Source organism: Nocardioides terrigena (assembly GCF_003047265.1).
Classification (GTDB): domain Bacteria; phylum Actinomycetota; class Actinomycetes; order Propionibacteriales; family Nocardioidaceae; genus Nocardioides; species Nocardioides terrigena.
Genome location: NZ_PZYY01000010.1, coordinates 1 through 19,976, shown reverse-complemented (window position 1 = coordinate 19,976; position 19,976 = coordinate 1). Strand labels below are relative to the sequence as shown.

22 protein-coding genes are annotated in these 19,976 nt (G+C 72.3%); 8 read left to right on the top strand and 14 right to left on the bottom strand.

The features are described from left to right. Nucleotides 1–4: 4 nt before the first annotated feature. The 6 genes from DAE25_RS19085 to DAE25_RS19060 are packed head-to-tail and all read right to left on the bottom strand — an operon-like array spanning nt 5 to nt 4,698. Nucleotides 5–1,765, bottom strand: a complete 1,761-nt coding sequence (locus DAE25_RS19085) for a VanW family protein (protein ID WP_159083842.1) — start codon at nt 1,763–1,765, stop codon at nt 5–7. Nucleotides 1,766–1,775: 10 nt separating this feature from the next. After that, the gene (locus DAE25_RS19080) at nt 1,776–2,141 is read right to left on the bottom strand and encodes a hypothetical protein (RefSeq protein ID WP_107767726.1); all 366 of its coding nucleotides are present in this window, start codon (nt 2,139–2,141) and stop codon (nt 1,776–1,778) included. Between the two features lie 4 nt (nt 2,142–2,145). After that, entirely contained in the window at nt 2,146–3,051 is a 906-nt protein-coding gene (mshB, locus tag DAE25_RS19075) for an N-acetyl-1-D-myo-inositol-2-amino-2-deoxy-alpha-D-glucopyranoside deacetylase (protein WP_107767725.1), read from the bottom strand. 9 nt (nt 3,052–3,060) lie between these two features. Next, nucleotides 3,061–4,023, bottom strand: coding sequence for a DMT family transporter (locus DAE25_RS19070; RefSeq protein ID WP_107767724.1), 963 nt, complete (start codon nt 4,021–4,023; stop codon nt 3,061–3,063). Continuing rightward, complete coding sequence (locus tag DAE25_RS19065; RefSeq protein WP_107767723.1) at nt 4,016–4,303, bottom strand: hypothetical protein; 288 nt, start codon at nt 4,301–4,303, stop codon at nt 4,016–4,018. The genes DAE25_RS19070 and DAE25_RS19065 overlap by 8 nt, the downstream gene beginning before the upstream one ends. Beyond that, nucleotides 4,300–4,698, bottom strand: coding sequence for a (deoxy)nucleoside triphosphate pyrophosphohydrolase (locus DAE25_RS19060; protein ID WP_107767722.1), 399 nt, complete (start codon nt 4,696–4,698; stop codon nt 4,300–4,302). The genes DAE25_RS19065 and DAE25_RS19060 overlap by 4 nt, the downstream gene beginning before the upstream one ends. Before the next feature lie 89 nt (nt 4,699–4,787). On the opposite strand from DAE25_RS19060, the gene DAE25_RS19055 reads away from it, so the two are divergent. Together DAE25_RS19055 and DAE25_RS19050 are read left to right on the top strand one after the other, a co-directional pair. Next, nucleotides 4,788–5,930, top strand: coding sequence for a hypothetical protein (locus DAE25_RS19055; protein WP_199907693.1), 1,143 nt, complete (start codon nt 4,788–4,790; stop codon nt 5,928–5,930). Beyond that, nucleotides 5,918–6,364: a CBS domain-containing protein gene (locus DAE25_RS19050; RefSeq protein WP_159083840.1), complete on the top strand. Its 447-nt coding sequence runs from the start codon at nt 5,918–5,920 to the stop codon at nt 6,362–6,364. The genes DAE25_RS19055 and DAE25_RS19050 overlap by 13 nt, the downstream gene beginning before the upstream one ends. Before the next feature lie 62 nt (nt 6,365–6,426). On the opposite strand, the gene DAE25_RS19045 is transcribed toward DAE25_RS19050, so the two are convergent. From DAE25_RS19045 to DAE25_RS19035, 3 genes are all read right to left on the bottom strand, one after another. Continuing rightward, entirely contained in the window at nt 6,427–7,233 is an 807-nt protein-coding gene (locus DAE25_RS19045; protein ID WP_107767719.1) for a thioesterase family protein, read from the bottom strand. 88 nt (nt 7,234–7,321) lie between these two features. Further along, nucleotides 7,322–7,591 (bottom strand): hypothetical protein, encoded by a 270-nt coding sequence (locus DAE25_RS19040; protein ID WP_107767718.1) that lies wholly within the window; start codon nt 7,589–7,591, stop codon nt 7,322–7,324. Between the two features lie 100 nt (nt 7,592–7,691). Then, nucleotides 7,692–8,561, bottom strand: coding sequence for a LysR family transcriptional regulator (locus DAE25_RS19035; RefSeq protein WP_107767717.1), 870 nt, complete (start codon nt 8,559–8,561; stop codon nt 7,692–7,694). Nucleotides 8,562–8,645: 84 nt separating this feature from the next. On the opposite strand from DAE25_RS19035, the gene DAE25_RS19030 reads away from it, so the two are divergent. Next, nucleotides 8,646–9,881, top strand: a complete 1,236-nt coding sequence (locus tag DAE25_RS19030; RefSeq protein ID WP_107767716.1) for an MFS transporter — start codon at nt 8,646–8,648, stop codon at nt 9,879–9,881. A gap of 3 nt (nt 9,882–9,884) precedes the next feature. On the opposite strand, the gene DAE25_RS19025 is transcribed toward DAE25_RS19030, so the two are convergent. Beyond that, nucleotides 9,885–10,175 carry a glutaredoxin domain-containing protein gene (locus tag DAE25_RS19025; RefSeq protein WP_107767715.1) on the bottom strand — a complete coding sequence of 97 codons (291 nt, stop codon included), beginning with the start codon at nt 10,173–10,175 and terminating at the stop codon, nt 9,885–9,887. A gap of 83 nt (nt 10,176–10,258) precedes the next feature. On the opposite strand from DAE25_RS19025, the gene DAE25_RS19020 reads away from it, so the two are divergent. After that, complete coding sequence (locus DAE25_RS19020; protein WP_234411148.1) at nt 10,259–10,636, top strand: HNH endonuclease; 378 nt, start codon at nt 10,259–10,261, stop codon at nt 10,634–10,636. A 40-nt stretch (nt 10,637–10,676) separates the two neighbouring features. Here DAE25_RS19020 and DAE25_RS19015 read toward each other — a convergent pair whose 3' ends face one another. Continuing rightward, nucleotides 10,677–12,044 (bottom strand): wax ester/triacylglycerol synthase family O-acyltransferase, encoded by a 1,368-nt coding sequence (locus DAE25_RS19015; protein WP_107767713.1) that lies wholly within the window; start codon nt 12,042–12,044, stop codon nt 10,677–10,679. Nucleotides 12,045–12,105: 61 nt separating this feature from the next. Continuing rightward, a complete protein-coding gene (gene ychF / locus DAE25_RS19010; RefSeq protein WP_107767712.1) occupies nt 12,106–13,182 on the bottom strand; it encodes a redox-regulated ATPase YchF in 1,077 nt (358 codons plus the stop codon). Nucleotides 13,183–13,299: 117 nt separating this feature from the next. On the opposite strand from ychF, the gene DAE25_RS19005 reads away from it, so the two are divergent. Continuing rightward, entirely contained in the window at nt 13,300–14,898 is a 1,599-nt protein-coding gene (locus DAE25_RS19005; RefSeq protein WP_107767711.1) for an FG-GAP-like repeat-containing protein, read from the top strand. Between the two features lie 55 nt (nt 14,899–14,953). Here the strand turns inward: DAE25_RS19005 and DAE25_RS19000 are convergent, their stop codons facing one another. Beyond that, nucleotides 14,954–15,778 (bottom strand): M57 family metalloprotease, encoded by an 825-nt coding sequence (locus DAE25_RS19000; protein ID WP_107767710.1) that lies wholly within the window; start codon nt 15,776–15,778, stop codon nt 14,954–14,956. A 133-nt stretch (nt 15,779–15,911) separates the two neighbouring features. On the opposite strand from DAE25_RS19000, the gene DAE25_RS18995 reads away from it, so the two are divergent. Beyond that, entirely contained in the window at nt 15,912–16,451 is a 540-nt protein-coding gene (locus tag DAE25_RS18995; RefSeq protein ID WP_107767709.1) for a PH domain-containing protein, read from the top strand. After that, nucleotides 16,448–18,001, top strand: a complete 1,554-nt coding sequence (locus DAE25_RS18990; RefSeq protein WP_107767708.1) for a PH domain-containing protein — start codon at nt 16,448–16,450, stop codon at nt 17,999–18,001. The genes DAE25_RS18995 and DAE25_RS18990 overlap by 4 nt, the downstream gene beginning before the upstream one ends. A 71-nt stretch (nt 18,002–18,072) precedes the next feature. Here DAE25_RS18990 and DAE25_RS18985 read toward each other — a convergent pair whose 3' ends face one another. Further along, nucleotides 18,073–18,888 carry a M57 family metalloprotease gene (locus tag DAE25_RS18985; RefSeq protein WP_107767707.1) on the bottom strand — a complete coding sequence of 272 codons (816 nt, stop codon included), beginning with the start codon at nt 18,886–18,888 and terminating at the stop codon, nt 18,073–18,075. Between the two features lie 184 nt (nt 18,889–19,072). On the opposite strand from DAE25_RS18985, the gene DAE25_RS18980 reads away from it, so the two are divergent. Further along, nucleotides 19,073–19,852, top strand: a complete 780-nt coding sequence (locus tag DAE25_RS18980; RefSeq protein WP_107767706.1) for an exodeoxyribonuclease III — start codon at nt 19,073–19,075, stop codon at nt 19,850–19,852. The last annotated feature ends 124 nt before the right edge of the window (nt 19,853–19,976 follow it).

The following is a 19,976-nucleotide window of genomic DNA, read 5'->3' as shown; positions in this document are numbered from 1 at the left end:
TCGCCTACTCGTCGACGGCGTCGGGGTTGGTGCAGATGACCGTGTCGCTGGGTGTGTAGGTCGTCGAGAAGACCTCGGGCTCCCGCGTCTCGGTGTTGGCCCCGACCGGCTCGAAGAACCGCGTCACGTCGATGTCGAAGCCGCCGTAGCCCTCGTTGGGGTGGCAGCGCAGCGTGTTGATTCGGCGCACCTCGGCCTGCGTGATGTTGTGCCGCTCGCCGGTCGCGCTGGTGATGTCCCAGTGCTTCGTGGAGTACATCGACACCGTCACGACGCCCGAGGTCGACGGGGTCGACGGGGTCACGTTGGTGTCGATGAGGACGCCGTACGGCGTGTCGTTGCGGAAGCGCAGGTCCACCGCGCCCCACGCGACGGTGGCCTCCCGGCCGACCGGGTAGCGGTCGATGTAGAAGGAGTGCGGCTTGTGCTCGACGTCCTCGAGGCCCGCGAAGAACATCCCGTTGAAGAGCGTCGTGGCCATCTGGGAGACGCCGCCGCCGAGGTCCTGGACGAGGATGCCGTCGGAGATCACGTAACCCTCGGTGAAGCCGTTGGCCACGGTGCGCTCACCGACGGTGTCGTTGAGCGAGAACGTCTCGCCCGGCTTGAGGACGTAGCCGTCGACGATCTCGGCGGCCCGGCCGATGTTGACGTTGCGGTACTCGGCGTAGGGGTAGTAGGTCGTGAAGGACGACACCTGCTCGCGGATCTGCAGGGCCCGGGCGTCCTTGGTGGTGAAGTCCGGTCGCGCGACCTTGGCGTCGACGGCCAGGGTGCGCTGGTCGCCGGACGCGGCCACCAGCTCGAGGAAGCCGTCGGTGATCTGCTGCTCGTCGTAGGTCACGCCGGGCTTGGCGGGCACGACCTGCGGACGGCCGCCGACCAGCGCGACGGTCGCGTCGACGGGAGCACCGTCGATGGCCACCTTGCCCTCGAGCATCGCGGCCAGTGCCTTGTCGTCGAGCCGGGGCTCGAGCGCGCCGTCGACCGGCTCCATGCTGAGCGCCGGGGTGTAGTCGGCGGGCTGGAGGCGGACGCTGGACTGCTCGAAGGACAGCGTGACCGGTCCGGAGACCGCGGCGTTGGCGAAGGACTGGCGGGCCTCCGCGAGGTCGCCCTCGTCGATCTCGGGCTGGTCCTCGACGAGGTCGAGCTCGGCGGTGGCGCCCTCCAGCCAGGCGGCGGCGAGGGCGTCGCCCGTGGCGGCCGGGTCCAGCGAGCGCCCGGTGCGCGGCTCGGTCTCGGTGATGCGGGCGCCCTCGAAGGCCAGCGCCCCCTCGCGCGGGGTGCGGCCGTGCTCGGCGTCGAGGCGGGTCGCGAGCGCAGCGAGGGCGGCCTCGTCGACGACCACCTCGGCCTCGAGGTCGTCACCGCCGGTGAAGTAGTTCCAGAGCCGGACGGGGTCCCAGCTCTCCTCGCCGCCGGCCTCGGCGACGGACGCCTCGTAGTCGACCTCGAGCCCCGCCTCGGCGGCCTCGACGGTGACGGGCGTGCCGTCGACGGAGGCCTCGATCGGGGCGCTGACCTGCTCGGCCAGCCCGGCCCGGAGTCGGTCGGCCGCCTCGGCCTGCGGGTGGCCGCCGATGCTCACACCGCTGACGGTGGTGCCCCGCGGCACCTTGTCGCCGGCGGCGTAGTGCGCCGCGACGTAGAGCCCCCCGAAGACGACGAGGAGGCCGAGCAGCAGCCAGAGCACGACACGGCCGCCGGCCTTGTCCTGGGTCTCAGGGCCGGCGTCGACATCGGAGGCGGGGAGAAGCGACACGCCCCGCATCCTAGGTCGGGGTCGGTGAATCCCCGGGATCGTCGCGCGACCCGCGAGTAGGTCCGCTGGTGGCCAGCGCGACCAGCAAGACGACGAACGACCCGACCAGCACGGCGTACCCCGACGCGTTGGCGGGGATCAGGTAGTCGCCCTCGGACCTGGGCATCATCGCCCACACGACGGCGCCCATCCAGCCGAGCATGAAGGCCACCCGCGACCACCAGCCCCGCGGCAGGGCGAGGGTCGTGGCGGCCGCGGCGGCCAGCCCGAGGGCCAGCCCCCAGCCGCGCTGGTGCAGCAGGACGGTGGCCAGCCCCGCGGCGGCACCGACCGCGAGGAGCACGACGGCGCACCCGCCCCGGAGGACGAGGCCCACCGGCTCAGAGCCCGGCGAAGAGGTCGGCCTCGAAGCCGTCCTCGCCCACCGGGCCGCGGTCGCCCTTGGCGAGCACGTAGTACTCGTCGCCCCAGAACGCGTGGCCGGACTCGGCGCCGGCGAAGAATGGGCCGTCGGGGTCCACCTGGGTGCGGTGCAGCTTGAGCGCGTCCATCTTCCGAGCGGCGTACGCCTGGCCGTCGACGCGGGCCGAGATCAGGTCGTCGGCCGTGACGAAGGGTCCGAGGTCGCCGTCGGGATCCATCCCCTCGAAGCTGGTGGTGTCGCCCGACTCCCGCATCCGGCGCAGGCTGTCGCGCATGCGGTTCTCGCTCATCGCGCACCAGTAGACCTTGGCGACGTCGTGGGGCTCGCCGAGGTCGCGCTTGTACGCCGCGACGGCGGCGAGGGCGGTGGCGTACGTCGCGACGCGGTGCGCCTGGATGTGGTCGGGGTGGCCGTAGCCGCCGAACTCGTCGTAGGTCACGAGCACCTGGGGTCGGACGTCACGGATGATCCGCACCAGCTCGTCGGCGGCCTCGAGGAGGTCGGCGTGCCAGAAGCCGTTGTCGGGCACGAAGTCGCCGGCGACGGCGTGGCCGTCGGCGTGCCAGGCCATCCCGGAGTCGTGGAAGCGACCGAAGCCGCCGAGCCAGCGGTGGTCCGTGACGCCGAGCGCGGCCATCGCCTCGGCGATCTCGCCCTTGCGTCGCTCACCGAGGCCGCCGTCGCGGTCGTAGGCCAGGTGCTCGAGGTCGGGGACGAGCACCTCGCCCATCTCGCCGGCGGTGCAGGTCACCACGGTGACCCCGCGGCCCTCGGCGACGTAGCGGGCCATGGTGGCGCCGTTGTTGATGGTCTCGTCGTCGGGGTGGGCGTGCACCAGGAGCAGGCGCTGGTCGGACGTCATGGCTCCAGCCTAGGGCCGGGCCCCGCGCCGCCTCGTCGGGAGGCTGCCCGTCCCGAGGGCCACACCGACCACGGCGACCACGAGCCCGACCAGCTCCAGCGGCCCGAGGGTCTCGCCCAGGACCAGCCACGCCATCACCGCGGTCACCGGCGGGGCGATGAAGAACAGGCTCGCTCCGGCACCTGCTCCCCCGGCACGCACCAGCTTGCCCAGCAGGAGCAGGCCGATGATCGAGTTGACGATGGCGAGGAAGACCACGGTCAGGCCGCCGCGCACCGGGTCGCTCACCGCGTCGGTGCCCTCCAGGGCCAGGGCCAGCACCGCCAGGGGCGGCACCGAGACGCTGAACTGGATCGCGGCCGACCACCACGGGTCGGGGGCGTGACCGATCCAGCGCTGGCCGAGGGTGCCCAGGCTCAGGGTGATCGCACCGAAGACGCCGAGCGCGACGGCCACCGGCCCGCCGGCCTTCTCGATGTCAGGACCGAGCACGATCACCACTCCGGCCACGCCGACGACGAGCCCGGCGACCTGCCGCGCGGACAACCGCTCACCGAGGAGGGCCGCGGCCAGCACGGCGGTGAGCACCGGGGTCAGCGCGTGGAGCAGGGAGGCGAGGGTCGCACCGAGGCCGGCGTCGAAGGCGAGGTACATCGCGCCGAACTGGACGGCGTTCATCGCCAGCCCGGTCAGCGCGATCCGGCCCAGGTCGGCGCGGTCGACGTGCAGCGGGCCGCGGAAGACACGCGCCACCGCAAGGGCGATCACGGCGGCGAGGGCGAAACGGAGGGCCAGCAGCGTGAACGGCTCGACGTGCTGCACCCCGTAGGGACCCGAGATGTAGCCCGACGACCACACCAGCACGAACGCCGCCGCGGGCACGAGGGGCAACGTCCCCACCGGGCTGCGCGCGGCACCGGTGCGCTCCGCGGCCGCCGGGTCGGCCACGGGCCCGGTCGCCGGGTCAGTCACCGGTCGGTCGCTTGATCCGCTTCGGGGCGGCGGGCAGGTCCAGGGGCGGCAGCGGGGGTGCGGCCGGCGCGTCGTCCGCGGCGTCCAGCCACCCGTCGTACTCGTCGACGAGCAGCTCGACCATGAAGTCCGGCGCGTCCGACAGCACGGCCCAGGGATGGCCCTCGTCGTCGTCCTCGCCGGCCAGCCGCTCGCGGGCGACGCTCGCCTCGAAGCCGTCGGCGAGCAGCCGGGCCGCCACGGCACGCGCGTCGTCCTCATCGAAGAAGATCGCCCTCACCGCGGCATCATCCCAGCCAGCAGCGTGAGGAACGGCCGGTCGGGCTCGAGCCAGTCGACCTCGTCGAGGGCGTCCGCACCGAGCCAGCGCAGCAGGTCGTGCTCGGTCGGCTCGGGCTCCCCCGCGACCAGCACGGCGGTGGCGACCCGGAGCTCGTGGGTGTCGCCGATGGCCGCCGCGCCCGGCAGCCAGGCAGTCACCGCGATGGTGCATCCCAGCTCCTCGGCGACCTCGCGGACCAGGGCGGCGTCGGGGGTCTCGCCGGGCTCGACCTTGCCGCCGGGGAACTCCCAGCGGCCCGCGGCCGAGGCGGGCGTCGTACGACGGGCCGCCAGGACGCGACCGTCACGGACGATCGCTGCCCCCACGACGGGGACGCGTGGCTGGTCGGTCACGCCGTCGACCCTAACCAGCGCGCGGGTGCTCTCCGGTCGTGGGGACCGGCCGACGACCGGCGCCGGAGACGCGCGATTACGGTGGGGGCATGCGCGAAGCCGGTGAATCCTCTCCCCCGCCCGGACCCGAGGAGACCCGCCCCCACGTCGAGGGCGTGCACCTGCAGCGCACCGACGACAACGTCCGCGAGATCGCGGCCCTCGCCGCCGTGCTCGGTGAACCGGCGGGACTGGACGGCCTGCTGTCCGACCTGAAGTACCGCCTCCGTCCCGCGCGGGTGCTGCCGCGGCTCCTCGGCCGCGCCGTCCGCCGGGCCTGGGCGTGGGACGCGTACGACGAGCGCGACGAGAACTGGTACCCACAGGGCATCTCCACCAGCGCGGACTCCTCGGACACCGAGGTCGTCGGACCCGACGGCCGACGGGTGCTCGTCACCACCTGGTACTCCACCGCCAAGGACGGCATCAAGCGCGGCTCGCGGGTCACGTTCATCGACCTCGACACCCTCGAGTACCGCCACGTCCTGCTGGTGGTCCCCGTCCTCGACAAGGCCGGGGTCCTGCAGCTGCGCCCGATGAACATCCACGCCGGCGGGATCGTCTGGGCCGGGCCGTGGCTGCACATCGCGGCCACCAGCCGCGGGTTCGTCACGGCGCGGGTCGACGACATCATGCGGGTCGCCGGGGACGACGACCACCCGGACGAGATCGGGGTCTCGGGCACCCGGGTGGCGTCCTTCGGGCACCGCTACGTGCTGCCGGTGCGGGCGACGTACCAGGCCTTCACCGACGAGGGCCACGACAAGCTGCGCTACTCCTTCCTGTCGCTCGACCGACGCTCCGACCCGCCCGCGCTGGTCGCGGGCGAGTACGCGCTCGACCCCGACGCGAGCACCCGGCTGGCGCGCTACCCGCTCGACCCGGCCACCTGGCAGCTCGAGACGGGCGAGGACGGCGTCTCCCGCCCGCTCGCCATCGACGAGGGCGGCGTGCGGCAGATGCAGGGCGCGGTCCTCGCGGGCGGTCGTTACCACGTGACCGTCTCGCGCGGGCGCTGGATGCCGGGGACCGTGGCGGCCGGGCAGCCCGGCTCGATGCGGGTCCGGCGCTGGGCGGTGCCGATGGGACCCGAGGACCTGTCCTACTGGCCCTCCACCGACCGCATCTGGACGGTCACCGAGCACCCGCGCCGTCGCTGGATCATCTCGATGGACCGCCGGTGGTTCGATTGACGTGCGACCCACGGACCGTCGCCGCCGCGATGGTGACCGCGCCGTGGACGCACGGCTGCGACCTGACCGTCGCAGGCGCGCGCGAGGCGTTCGGCGACGCGCACGTCCACATGCTCCTGCTCACCGACGGCGGCGTGCTGCGGGGGACGCTGCTGCGCGACGACCTGGCGGGGCCGACGGACCCGGAAGGTCCGGCCCTCGACCTGGCGCCGCTCGCCGGCCGGACGGTCTCCCCCGACCACCCGGTCGAGGAGGCCCTCGCGCTCATGCGTGAGCAGGCGACGCGGCGGCTGGCCGTCGTCGACGACGAGGGTCACCTGCTCGGGCTGCTGTGCCTCAAGCGGACCCTCGACGGGTTCTGCAGCGACGCCGACGTCCGGGCCCGGGCCCTCGAGCACGGCGGGTTGCACCAGATCGAGCAGATCGGCGGCTGACCCTCCGTCGGGCTGGCGTCACCCGGTCCCGCGGGCCGACCCGGTCAGGCGGGCCGACCCGGTCAGGCCGGACGCGGGAAGCGTGCGAGCTGGCGGCTCTGCGCGACGAGGCGGCCCGCGGAGTCCCAGACCTCGCAGTCCTCCTCGAACATCCCGCCGGCGACGTTGCGAGTGCGGTGGGACACCTTCAGCCAGCCCGGCGCGGGGACCGCACGCACGTGGGCCGTCAGCTCGAGGGTGGGCGCCCACCCCATGTGCCCGAGGTCGAAGGTCACCGGGGGCAGCGCGTCGAGGACCATCAGCAGCTGGACGGGATCGGGCTCGCGGCCGTCGGCCAGCCGGAACCACGCCTGCAGCAGGCCGCGTCCGCTCGGCTGGCCCAGCGCCCAGCCGACGCACGCCGGGTCGAAGCGCATGTCGAAGCGCTCCATCAGCGGCGGGGTCCGGGACGATCCCGCCGGGGCGTCGGAGGTCGCGAAGCACTCCTCGAGGGGCGGCAGGTCGGGCTCGACCGCCGTGGTGCGCACGTCGTCCGGCAGCCGGGACAGGTCGCCGTACGTCGCGAGGGCCGTGATGCGGGTGTCCTCGCCCTGGCCGAGCTCGGCGGCCACCGTCGCGGTGCTGCCGCCGTCACGGACGACGCGGGTGCGGACCGTGGCCGGCCCGGGGCGGGATGCGGAGACGTAGTAGGCGCTGACGGCGAGCGGGTCGGGCTTGTCGGGGACGGTCTCGCCGATCGCGCGACCGAGCACGCCCAGCAGGTACCCGCCGTTGACCGCCCCGCCGACCACCCAGCCCGGATCGAGCTCGGCCGACCAGCCGTCGGGCGTGGCCTCGACGGCGGTGTGTGCGTCCCACTCGTGTCCCATGGGCGGCAGTCTTCCAGCCGCCCGGGCGGTTGCCCGGGGCGCCGTCCCGAGGAGGCGCGCCCGAGCAGTCACGCCGGGTGGGATGCGGTCAGGCGGCGCGCAGCGTGGTGACGCGCCGGACGATGCAGCGCAGCGGGGTGTCGCGCTCGACGGACACGCGTCCGCCGGAGGCGTCGAGGCCGAAGAGCGGCAGCAGGTCCTGGCGGCCCTCGTGCTCGGCCATCATCATGATGGCGTCGCGGTCGTAGTCACCGGCCAGCTCGGCGGCGGTGGTGAGGTCGTCGTTCGAGACGGCGGTGTTGACGGCGTCGACGTACGACGCGTGCAGGGCGTTGAGCTCGTCGATCAGGCGGGTCATCGGGATCCTCTTCTCGTGGTCGTACCTCCAGTGTGCGGACTGGATTGGAACGATCCAAGTCCCGGGCCGTGTGACCTTGGACGCCTCCGGCGGCGTCGGCTCAGACCGCCCCGCCGGTGATGGAGGAGCGCAGCCGCTCGGCGGCCGGGGGCAACCGGCGGTCGAGGCGCCAGGTCAGCCCGATGGTCCGGTGGGCGCCGGGCGCCCCGGCGATCTGGACGCCCGCCGTCCCCGACACCCCGGCCAGCGCCTCGGGCACGATGGCCACCCCCAGGCCGGCCGCGACCAGCCCCTCGATGGTGCCGAGGTCCTGGCTCTCGAAGGACACCGGCATCGTCACCGCCGCCTCGCGCAGCAGGTCGTCCACGAGCGAGCGGGACCCGAAGCCGTGAGGCGTCGTCACCAGCTCCTCGCCGTCGAGCTCGTCGAGGGTCAGCCGGGTCCGGCCCGCGAGCCGGTGGGTCGGCGGGACCACGACGACCATGCGCTCCTCCTGCAGCACGTGCCACCCGCCGCCCGGTGCCGGGTGCGAGGTGACGGCCAGGTCCACGGCCCCGCGGGCCAGGTCGGCCTCCATCTCGTGGGCGGGCTCCTGGCTGAGCAGCACCCGGACGGCCGGGGCGGCGGCATGGAAGTCGCGCAGCAGCCGCGGCACCAGGGAGGTGGCCATCGAGTCGAGGAAGGCGAGCCGGGCCACCCCCGACTCCGGGTCGAGCTCGCCGGCCACGTCGGCGAGCAGCTGGTCGTAGCGCGCGAGCACCTCCCGCGCCCCGTCGACGACCGTGGCCCCGACCGGCGTGGCTCGCACGCCGTCAGGCGTCCGGGCGAAGAGCTGGGCGCCGAGCTCGCGCTCCATCCGGGCCAGGGCGCGCGACAGGGTCGGTTGGCTGACACCGAGGGCCGCGGCGGTCCCGGTGACGTGCTCGTGGTCGGCCACGGCGAGGAGCCACTCGAGGTCCCGGATCTGCATGGTCTCATCATACGTTCTACGCATGCAGTCCGGTCGGCAGAGACATTGGACGTATCACTCGCGCTCGCGCAGACTCGCGGGGTCATGTCCTCCCCCACCGCTCCCTCGCCGCCCCTCGTCGACGAGGGTCACCTCCCGGGCTCCGCCGGCTACTTGCGGGTGGTGGTGGCGCTCTTCGCGGCTGGGGTGCTGACCTTCGAGCTGCTCTACAGCACCCAGGCGATCCTGCCGGCGCTCGCGACCCGCTTCGAGGTGTCCACGACCGAGGCGACGCTCACCGTCTCGCTGACCACGCTCTCGCTCGGACTCGCGATGCTGGTGGTGGGACCGCTCTCCGACGTGGTCGGGCGGACCCGCCTCATCCACCTGTCGATGCTGCTCTCCACGCTGTGCGCGATCGGGTGCGCGCTGGCGCCGTCGTGGACGGCGTTGCTCGTGCTGCGGTGCCTGATGGGGGTGGCACTGGCCGGCCTGCCGGCGGCCGCGACGGCGTACCTCCGTGAGGAGCTGCACTCCTCCACCCAGGCCCGTGCCGCCGGGCTCTACATCGGCGGGACCGCACTGGGCGGGATGACCGGCCGGCTGCTGACGGGGTACGCCGCGGAGCTGGGCGACTGGCGCTGGGCGCTGTCGGTGGCCGCGGCGCTCGCGGCCGCCTGCGCCCTCGTCGTACGACGCCTGCTCCCCGACTCGCGACACTTCGTCGCCGCCCCGACCGGCGTGCGCCCGATGCTGTCCATGGCCCGCCGGGCGGTGAGCGACCCGGCCCTGCTCGGCCTCTACGTCATCGGCGGCTGCGCCTTCGGGGCCATGGTGGCGATGCTCAACGTCATCACCTTCCGCCTCGAGGGCCCGCCCTTCGACCTCGGACTCGGCGCCGCGAGCCTCGTCTTCCTCGTCTACCCGCTCGGCGCGATCAGCGCAGCCGGGTTCGGTCGGCTGGCCGACCGCTTCGGTCGCCGCGGCGTGCTCCCGATCGGTGCGGGCGTGGCGGTGTCCGGCGCGCTGCTCACGCTCTCGCCGTCGCTCGTCGTGCTGGTCGCCGGGCTGTCGCTGCTGGCGATCGGCTTCTTCGGCCTGCACGGCGTGGCCAGCGGCTGGGTCCCGGCGCGGGCGCACGCGGGCGGGGTGAGCGCCGGACAGGCGGCGTCGCTCTACACGTTCACCTACTACCTCGGCGCCGCCGTCTTCGGCAGCCTCGGCGCCCAGGCATGGACCGGCTTCGGCTGGACCGGGGTGGTCGCCGTGACCGTCGCCCTGCTCGTAGTCACCGGCGGGCTCGCGATGCTGCTGCGCACGACCCGGTCACTGGTCGCCTGAGGCTCAGGGCAGCGCCGCGACCACCGCGCGCGGTGACGGGTTGGTGTGCGCGACCCCGTCGATGACCACCGTCGGCACGGTCTCGTTGCCGTCGTTGACGCTGCGGACGTACGCCGCCCCGTCCGGGTCGGCCCAGATGTCGACCCAGACGGCATCCGAGCCGCGCCGGCCGAGCACCAGGCGGAGGCGTCGGGTGAAGGGACAGCCCTTGCGCCAGTAGATGACGACCTTTCCCTCGGCCGCGGCGCGAGCCCCCTCGGAGGCCGGGACGGAGACGGGCTTGTGACCGATCATGGCCCCGAGTATCGCGCCACATGTCGGGGACCGAAAGGCCGAGCCTGCCCGCCGCGAGCGCGCGATCGCCGTACGCTCGTACGGTGCCGTCCAGGACCAGAGCCGCGACCCATGCGCGCCGTCGCAAGCGCCGGATGGCGCGGGTCGAGCACGACCTGACGGCCGCCCAGTGGGCCGCGCTGCGCGCGGAGTGGGGCGGCTGCGCCTACTGCGGCGCCGACGTCGCGGCCCTGCAGAAGGACACGATGCTCCCGATCTCGCGCGGCGGGCGCTACACCCTGTCCAACTTGGTCCCGGCCTGCGGCTCGTGCAACGCGAGCAAGTGCAACCTCGAGGTCACGACCTGGATGCGCCGCAAGAAGCTGGACGAACGCGCGTTCCTCGTCCGACAGGTCGAGGTCGCCCGAGCGATCCTCGCCGCGGACGCCGTCGCGGCCCCCGACGCCGTCCAGCTGGACTGAGCTTCCACGCAGCGGCGTGGAAGTCCCGATCGGCGGCGGGTCAGGGCCGGGCGGCCGCCAGCTCGCCGGCGAGGTCGTCGATCTCCGCGTGGAAGGCGTCGAGGATGTGCTCCGGGTCGGGGATGACCGCGGTGTCGGTCTTGAAGCCGACGCGCACCGTCCCGGCGTAGGTGAAGATGCAGGTGCCGAGCGTCTGGTCCCCGGATCCGGGGACCCAGCCCAGCAGGCTGGTGATCCGGGTCCCGGCCAGGTAGCGGGGCTCGCGCGGTCCGGGCACGTTGGTGGTGACCCCGCTGGCCTTGCCGGCGAAGAACGTCACGAGGGCGCTGCTCAGCCGCCGGCCGAGGCGGCCGATCCCCTGGATCATCGCGAACGTGATGACCGGCTCCGGGGAGCGCTTGATGCGGTCCATCCGGCGCTTGGTCTCCGCGAGCCGGTCGGTCGCGGTGACCAGACCGGAGGGCAGCAGCAGGACCACGAGCGCGAAGCGGTTGCCGAGCTCGCGCGGCAGCGGCAGGTGCATCGGGCGCAGGTTGACCGGGACCATCGTCGGGATGTCGACCGGGCGGTCACCGTGCTCGACCTGGTAGCGCTCGATGGCACCGGCGAGCGCCGAGACCAGCACGTCGTTGACCGTGGCGTCGGAGCCCTTGGCGATGTCCTTGATCAGCTGCAGGTCGATCGGGTCGGACCACACGGCCCGCTTGTGGGATCCGGCGGCCCCGGCGAGGGCCGACTCCGGGTTGCGGGTCAGCAGCAGCTTGGAGAGCACACCGGCACCGCTGATCCCCGTCCGGACCGCGGCGGCGATCCCGGCCCGGACCCGGGCCGGGTGAAGCGCCTCGGTCACCTCGGGGGCGGCACGCCGGGCGGCCTCGATGAGGTCGCCGACGCCGTGGTGGCGCGCACCGCCGCCGTCCGAGCCGTGCTCGTCGGCATCGGCGGTCGCGTCGGTCAGCGACAGCAGCACCTGGGTGAGCGCGATGCCGTCGGCCAGCGCGTGGTGCAGACGGACGTAGATCGCCGACCCCTCGTCGAGCCCCTCCACGAGGTGGATGTCCCAGAGCGGGCGGTCACGCGGCAGCGGCGTGGCGAGGAACCCCCCGACGTACTCCTGCAGGGCGGCGGCGTCCCCGGGCGCCGGCAGCCGCACCTCCCGGACGTGCTCGCGGAAGTCGAAGTCCGGTACGTCGCGCCAGCGCGCCTTCGTCCAGCGCCGCCGCGGCACGGTGGGACGCCGCGAGAAGACGGGGTAGGCATCGATCAGCCGGTGCTGCACCACCCGGTCGAACCGCTCGCGGTCCACCGGTCCGTCGAGGAACATGACGCACTCGATCACCATCAGGTTCTGGACGCGGTCCATGTTCATCCAGATGGCGTCGACCGGGTTGACGCGGTGCTCTCTCACCCGCCGAGCCTGTCACGAGGGGCAAGACCCGCGGCAATGCGGGTACGACGCCGTGCCGACCTCACACGTTGAAGCGGAACTCCACCACGTCGCCGTCGACCATGACGTAGTCCTTGCCCTCCATGCGCACCTTGCCGGCCTCCTTGGCTTTCTGCATGGTGCCGAGGGCCATCAGGTCGTCGAAGGACACGATCTCGGCCTTGATGAATCCCTTCTGGAAGTCGGTGTGGATGACACCGGCCGCCTCGGGAGCCGTGGCGCCCTTGCGGATCGTCCAGGCGCGCGTCTCCTTGGGCCCGGCGGTCAGGTAGGTCTGGAGGCCGAGGGTGTCGAAGCCGACGCGGGCGAGCACGTCGAGGCCGGGCTCGTCGACACCCATCTCGGCGAGCATCTCGCGGGCCTCCTCGTCGGAGCCGAGCTCGACGAGCTCGGACTCGAACTTGGCGTCGAGGAAGATCGCCTCGGACGGCGCGACGATCTCCTGCATGCGGGCCTTGAGGTCATCGTCGGCGAGCTCGTCGGCGTCGCAGTTGAAGACGTAGATGAAGGGCTTGGCGGTCAGCAGCGAGATCTCGCGCAGCAGGTCGCGGTCGAGCTTCGTGTCGATGACCGGAGTGCCGCCCTCGAGGGCCGTCAGCGCCTCGCGCGCGGCGTCGAGGACCGGGGCCTTGGACTTGTCGCCGCGGGCCTCCTTCTCGAGCCGCGGGATCGCCTTCTCCACCGTCTGGACGTCGGCGAGGATCAGCTCGGTCTGGATGGTGCCGATGTCGGAGGCCGGGTTGACCTCGCCGTCGACGTGGGTGACGTCCTCGTCGCGGAAGACGCGGGTCACCTGGCAGATCGCCGCGGACTCGCGGATGTGGGAGAGGAACTTGTTGCCCAGTCCCTCGCCCTCCGAGGCGCCGCGGACGATCCCGGCGATGTCGACGAACTCGACCGTCGCGGGCAGGATCTTGGCCGAGCCGAAGACCTCCGCCAGCTTCGGCAGGCGGTCGTCGGGGACCCCGACGACGCCGACGTTGGGCTCGATCGTGGCGAACGGGTAGTTCGCCGCGAGCACGTCGTTCTTGGTCAGGGCGTTGAAGAGCGTCGACTTGCCTGCGTTCGGGAGTCCGACGATGCCGATGGTGAGAGCCACGGGCGGGGAGTCTACGGCCGGGCGCCCGGATCGCCCTGATCCGGGCGGTCGGTTTGGCCGGACCACCACTGCCCTTGTTCACTTGATGTCGTCCCCTCCCCGGCCCTCGAAGGACACATGCCCTCCTGGCTTCGTGAGCTGCTCGTCGTGCTGCAATTCCTCAGCCCGACGATGCCCCCCGTACCGGACCTCGTGGTGCCGGAGACTCCGCTCGTCTCGGCGGCGACCACGACGGGACCGGTCGAGGTCTACAACGACGGCTTCGACCTGCCGTACGCCGAGCGCTGGACCCATGTGTCGAGCTCCGACGCCGACCGGATCACCCAGACGACGTACGACGGCCGCAGCGTGCTCGAGATGCGGCCCGAGGCGGATCTCGAGGCACTCTGGACGATCCCGTACGAGGTCGGTACGACCTACAGGGTCTCGGCGACCCTCAAGATGCCCGCCGAGACCGGCGTGCACCCGGCCTTCTGGCTCCGCACCGACGACACCCAGAGAGTCGGCGAGATCGACATCGTCGAGAGCTGGGGCGGCAAGCCGCGCTGCGAGCGCGTGCTCGCGGCGTACTACTGGCGCTACTCCCCGCCGTTGGGGGACCAAGCGTGTCTGGGCGACAAGTACCCCGAGGACATGACGCAGTGGCACGAGTACTCCGCGGAGTTCACCTACATGGCGCCCGGACAGGATCCGGCCGCCGAGTCGCCGATCCCCACTCGCTTCTTCGTCGACGGCGTCGAGACGTGGTCGACCGACCACGCGCCCGTCACCCTCGAGCACATGCGCCTGCAGGTGAAGCGAAATTGTCCCGACGACGAACAGCCCACGTGCGGCCAGCGCTCGACCTCACCATCGATGTACGTGGACGAGGTGCGCGTGGAGCGGATCAGCAGGCACACCACCGCCACCCCCGCCGACGTGGTCGCGATCGCGGAGTCCCCCACCGGGGTCGAGGCGCACGTCCTCGACCCGGCGTCGGGCTACACCACGTTCTCCAACCAGACGGGGCTCCCGCTCGAAGGCCAGGGCTGGAGCTACGCCACCGGTGACTTCGACGGCGACCGGGTGACCGACGTGTACGCCGTACTGCCCGCAGGCTTCGGGACCGCTCAGGTCAAGGTGCTCGGTGGTTCGACCTACCTGCGGTCGTTCCTGAGCCAGGCCACGATACTGCAGCGAGACACCCGACTGGGGAAGGCACAGTTCGTCGCCGGCGATTACGACGGCAACGGTCGCGACGACCTGTGGGTGCTCGACCTCGACGACTCCGGACGGCTCGGGGTGAGCGTGCTGGACTCCGCGACCGGCTTCCAGACCGAGCTCGCGGACGGCGCCACGGCGGCGCCGTCCCTCGAACCGGACCGGTGGCAGGTCACGACCGGCGACTACGACTTCGACGGGCGCGACGACCTCTACCTCGTCGACCTCCAGTCCGACGGTCGCACCGCGGTGCACGTGCTCGACGCCGAGACCGGCTTCACGACCTACCTGGCCCAGACCTTCACCGCGGCCCCGGCCGTCGACCCCGCCACGTGGTCGGTGAGCACCGCCGACCACGACGGCGACGGCCGCGACGACCTCGTGCTGGTCAACCGGGCCGGGACGATGACCGAGGTGCACGCGCTCAGCGCGGCGAGCGGCTTCACGTCGTACCTCCTGCAGACGGCGACCGCCCTCGGCCCGACCGGCGACGACACCTGGACCGTCGGCGGCTGACTCCGGACGCCCGAAGGCCCGGCGCTCACGCGCCGGACCTTCGGTGGGGGGGTTGTCAGCTGCCGTAGAGCGCGCGGACACCGCTGCCGTCGGTCGACGTGAACGACAGGTCGCCGGACGAGCCGTTGCACTGCGGGTAGTGCATGATCGACGCCGAGTCGTACGCCGTCAGCGGACGCCAGTTGTTGTCCTCGAAGCAGGTGCCGGCCTCGGGACGGGTGTGCTCGTGGCGGAAGCCGAGCGCGTGGCCGAGCTCGTGGCCCAGGATGTTGCCGGGCGTCCACGAGCCGGAGTTCTGCAGCGACGTCGAGTTGACGAGCACGTTGCGCTGGGAGTCGGCGGTGCTGGGGAAGAACGCCCGCGCGATGTACTGGTTGGTCGAGGTCGGCTCCACGGAGAAGAGCACCGCGTTGTTGCTCGTGCGGCAGTTAGTGTCTGCGCTCGGCACGTAGGTGAAGTTGACCCGCGACGACGCCGACTCCCACAGGGCCGCGCCCTGGGCCATGGCCGAGACGACGGCGTTGTAGTCGGACCCGAACGCCGTGCTCACGCAGTAGGTCATGTTGGCGACCTGGCCGGCGCTCCACTTGTCGTCCACACCACCGACGGTGTTGACCACGAGACCGGCCTCGTCGGTGTCCTTCCTCGACCCGACCATCCGGTCGTAGTAGGCGCGCAGCTCCTGGGTGTCGGCGATGACCTCGTCGCCGTTGACGACGTACTGGCCTCCCACGTCCTGGAACGTCGCCGCGCGGAACTCCGCGAAGCTCGGGACGTCCTCCTGGGCCTGCACCGCGACGGACGACGGGCTGCCGGCGAGCAGCAGGGCGGTGGCCCCGATCGTGACTGCGGCGAGACGGCTGATCGTGCGTGACTTCATGTGGGTTTCCCTCCGGTTGGATACGGACGACGACCACACAACCGGTCTAGACCACCGAGGGGAACGACTTTCGCATTGCAGGTAGGTGCGATGCACAGACCTGCAGTTCTGCGGTCGTGGAAAACTCGGGGCCATGACCCAGGCACCGGCCCCGGCCACCCCTCCCTCGCGCAGCGCGGGGACCCTGCGCGAGCCCGCCCACCAGGTCTCTCCTCGCGCGGTGGGCTACTGGCGGGTGGCGGCGCTGATCACCTCGGCGTTCGTCGGGCTGCTGGTCGTGGGTGGGTACGCCGTGTGGTGGCTGACGGTGGGCACGCCGCCGTGGTGGGTGCTGCTGCTCGGTGTCCTCGCCCTCGTCGGCCTCGTGACGTACCCCGTCGTGATGCCACCCGTGCGCTACCGCGTGCACCGCTGGGAGGTCACCGACACCGCCATCCACACGCGCGCCGGGTGGATCACCATCAGCTCGCGGATCGCCCCGCTCAGCCGGGTGCAGACGGTCGACTCGCGCCAGGGGGCGCTGATGCGCGTCTTCGGGCTGGCCTCGCTGACCGTCACCACGGCCTCGGCGGCCGGACCGATCACGATCGACTGCCTCGACGCCGCGCAGGCGCGCGAGCTGGTGGCGACCCTCACCGAGATCACCGGCGCCAGCGAGGGCGACGCCACGTGATCCCCGAGGTGGGTCCGGCGGCCGATCCGGGCCAGGACCCCGACCCCACCGAGTGGCAGCGCCTCGACCCCCGCAACCTCCTCCTCGACCCGGTGAAGGCGGTCGGCCAGTTCCTGGTGCCGGCCGTCATCGCCTTCGTCGGCCTCAGCAGCCGCGACGGTGGCATGCCGTGGTGGTCGGTGCCCCTGGTGGTGCTCGGTGCCGTCGTCTTCGGCGTGCTCCCCTGGCTGACCACGTCGTGGCGGGTGACCGCGACCCAGTTCCAGAAGCGCACCGGCCTGCTCAACAAGACGACCTCGACCGCCCCGCTCGACCGGGTCCGCAGCGTCGACCTCGAGGCCTCGCTGCTGCACCGGGTCCTGGGGCTGTCCAAGGTGCAGATCGGCACCGGCGTCGACGACGACCGGATCACCCTCGATGCGGTCTCCCGCGAGCGAGCGGCCGACCTCCGCGCGCTCCTGCTGGCCCGACGCGCCGCTCAGACCGGGCAGGAGCTGCCGGCCGCGGTGGACGGGGAGCCGGCGGCGCCCACTCCTCCGCCGGCCCCCGACACCCAGCTGGCGGCGATCGACTGGTCGTGGCTGCGCTTCGCACCGTTCAGCCTGACGCGGCTGGTGCTGCTGGCGGGCCTGGTCGGCCTGCTCGCGCAGTTCGGCGAGGACCTGCCCTTCCTCGACCCGGAGCACCTCAGCGACGGCTGGCAGTGGGTCAGGTCCGTCGCGCTGTGGCTGCTGGTGCCCTTCGTGCTCATCGGCGGCCTCCTCACCTGGGTGCTGATCGCCGTCACCGGTTACGTCGTGCAGTGGTGGGACATGCGGCTCACCCGGGGCCAGGGCTCGCTGCACCTGACCGCCGGGCTCTTCACCACCCGCTCCATCAGCGTCGAGGAGACCAGGGTCCGGGGCGTCGAGATGCGCGAGCCGCTGCTGCTGCGTGCCGTGGGGGGCGGCGAGCTGTCCACGCTGGCGACCGGGGTCGGCAGCGAGGGCGTCACCCGGATCCTGCCCCCGTGCCCGCGCCAGGTCTGCGTCGACGTCGGCCACGACGTGCTGGCCGCACCCGGACGGCTGACGGCCCCGCTCACCGCCCACGGCCCGTCGGCCCGCCGCCGGGAGCACGTGGGCCAGGCGCTGGGCGTGGTCGACCTCGCCGTGCTGAGCGTGCTCCCGGTGCTCCTGACCGACATCTCCTGGCTCGGGTGGTGGCTGCCGGCGGCCGTGCTCGTCGTGGGCCTGCCGTGGGGGGCCGCGGTCGCCGAGGCGTCGTACCGGCACCTCGGCCATGCCCTCGCTCCGGACCCCGCCGCGCCGACCCACCTGGTCGTCGGCCACGCGCAGGCGGCCCGCGTGCGCACGGTGCTGGAGACGGACGGGATCATCGGGTGGGTGGTGACCGAGTCGTGGTTCCAGCGTCGGCTCGGCCTGGTGGACCTCGTCGCGACCACGGCCGCGGGCGCCGAGAAGGTCGTCGTGCACGACGTGCCCCGCGAGCGGGCCGTCCGCCTCGCCGACTCCGCGACGCCGGGCGTGCTGACCGCCTGGACCGCCTGATCCCGAGGATCCCGGACGCACGAACGCCCCACCTGCTCGGGACAGGAGGGGCGCTCGCGGGTCGTGGAGGATCAGGCTCCGTAGAGCGCCACGATCCCCTGGCGGTCGGTCGCCGTCATGCTCAGGTTGCTGCTCGTGCCGTTGCACTGGGGGTAGTGCATGATCGACGACGAGTCGTACGGCGTCAGCGGACGCCAGTTGTTGTCCTCGAAGCAGGTGCCGGCCTCGGGGCGGGTGTGCTCGTGGCGGAAGCCGAGCGCGTGGCCGAGCTCGTGGGCCATGATGTTGGACGGGGTCCACGAGCCGGAGTTCATCAGCGACGGGGCGTTGACGAGCACGTTGCGCGAGCGGTCGGGCGAGCTCGGGAAGAACGCCCGGGCGATGTACGACGTGGTGCTGGTCGGCTCGACCGAGAAGAGCACCGCGTTGTTGCGGACCGTGCACTTGGAGTCGTTGGCCGACAGGTGCGTGAACTCGACCTTGGACGAGGCAGCCTCCCACTGGCCGGCGCCGGCCGCCATGGCGTTGACCACGTTGGTGTACTGGCTGCCGAACTTGGTGCTCACGCAGTAGGTGAGGTTCATCGCCTGCGAGGCGCTCCACTTGTCGTCCGCGCCGCCCACGGTGTTGACGACGAGGCCCTCCTCGATGGCCTTCTCCGACCCTTCGACCATGCTGTCGTAGAAGGCCTTGAGGTCACCGGTGGTGGATACCGGCTCGTCACCGTTGACGATGTACTGCTTGTCCGTGTCGCGGAAGGTCTGCGACTGGAACTCCGAGAACGACGGGATGTCGCTGTCGGTGGCTGCGATCGCCGGGGTGGCCAGGGTGGCGGCCAGGACGGCGGCTGAAGCGAGGGCAAGCTGCCCGAGACGGCTGCGCTGCATGGAGGATCTCCTCAGAGGGGGGTGGTGGGCACGCTCCGCCTCGGGGTCCAGCAGGTGCACCTGTTTCCCGAGAACAGTGCGTGCGCTGAACCTTGCGCATGAGGATCGCCCGTGTAAAGGCCTGTCGACGCAAAATCTTCGGGCGCCCTCCGGAGGGGTGGGGGCGCCCTCCTAGGGTGGGGCGGTGCGCATCGCCACCTGGAACGTCAACTCCCTCCGCTCCCGCATCGACCGCGTCGAGGCCTTCCTCCAGCGCCACGAGATCGACGTCCTGGCCCTCCAGGAGACCAAGGCCCGCGAGGACCAGCTCCCGCTCATGGGCCTGCAGGGCCTGGGGTACGACGTCGCCGTCGCCGGCACCAACCAGTGGAACGGCGTCGCGATCATCTCGCGCGTGGGCCTGGACGACGTACGCGTCGGCTTCGACGACATGCCCGGGTACGGCGACCCGCTGGCGGCGGAGTCCCGGGCGATCGGGGCACGCTGCGGCGGCGTCGACATCTGGTCGCTCTACGTCCCCAACGGACGCAAGCCCGACGACCCGCACTACCTCTACAAGCTCGACTGGTTGGCCCGCCTGCGCGACGCCGCCGGCTCGTGGCTGGACGGCGACACGGCGCTGGTCGGCGACTGGAACATCTGCCCGACCGACGACGACGTGTTCGACCCCGCTCAGTTCGCGAAGTCGACGCACGTGACCCCTCCGGAGCGGGCCGCCTTCCAGGGCTTCCTCGACGACGGGTACGTCGAGGTCACCCGTGAGCACGCGCCGGGCTACACCTACTGGGACTACTACCGCCAGCGCTTCGAGCGCGACCGCGGGCTCAAGATCGACTTCGTCGTCGCCTCGCCGTCGCTGGCCGGCCGGGTGACCGGTGCCTTCATCGACCGCGACGAGCGCGACCCCGCCCAGGGCAGCGGGTCGCCCTCGGACCACGCGCCCGTGGTCGTCGACCTGGACTGATCCGCTCCGGGCGCCGAGATCCCCGGCGTTGAGTTCCTAAGGAACTTCAAGCCACGTGAGTGGTTCGTATGCTGGTAGGGACGGGCCGGGATGTTGGAGCGCTTTGCGACTTCTGTGACTCCCG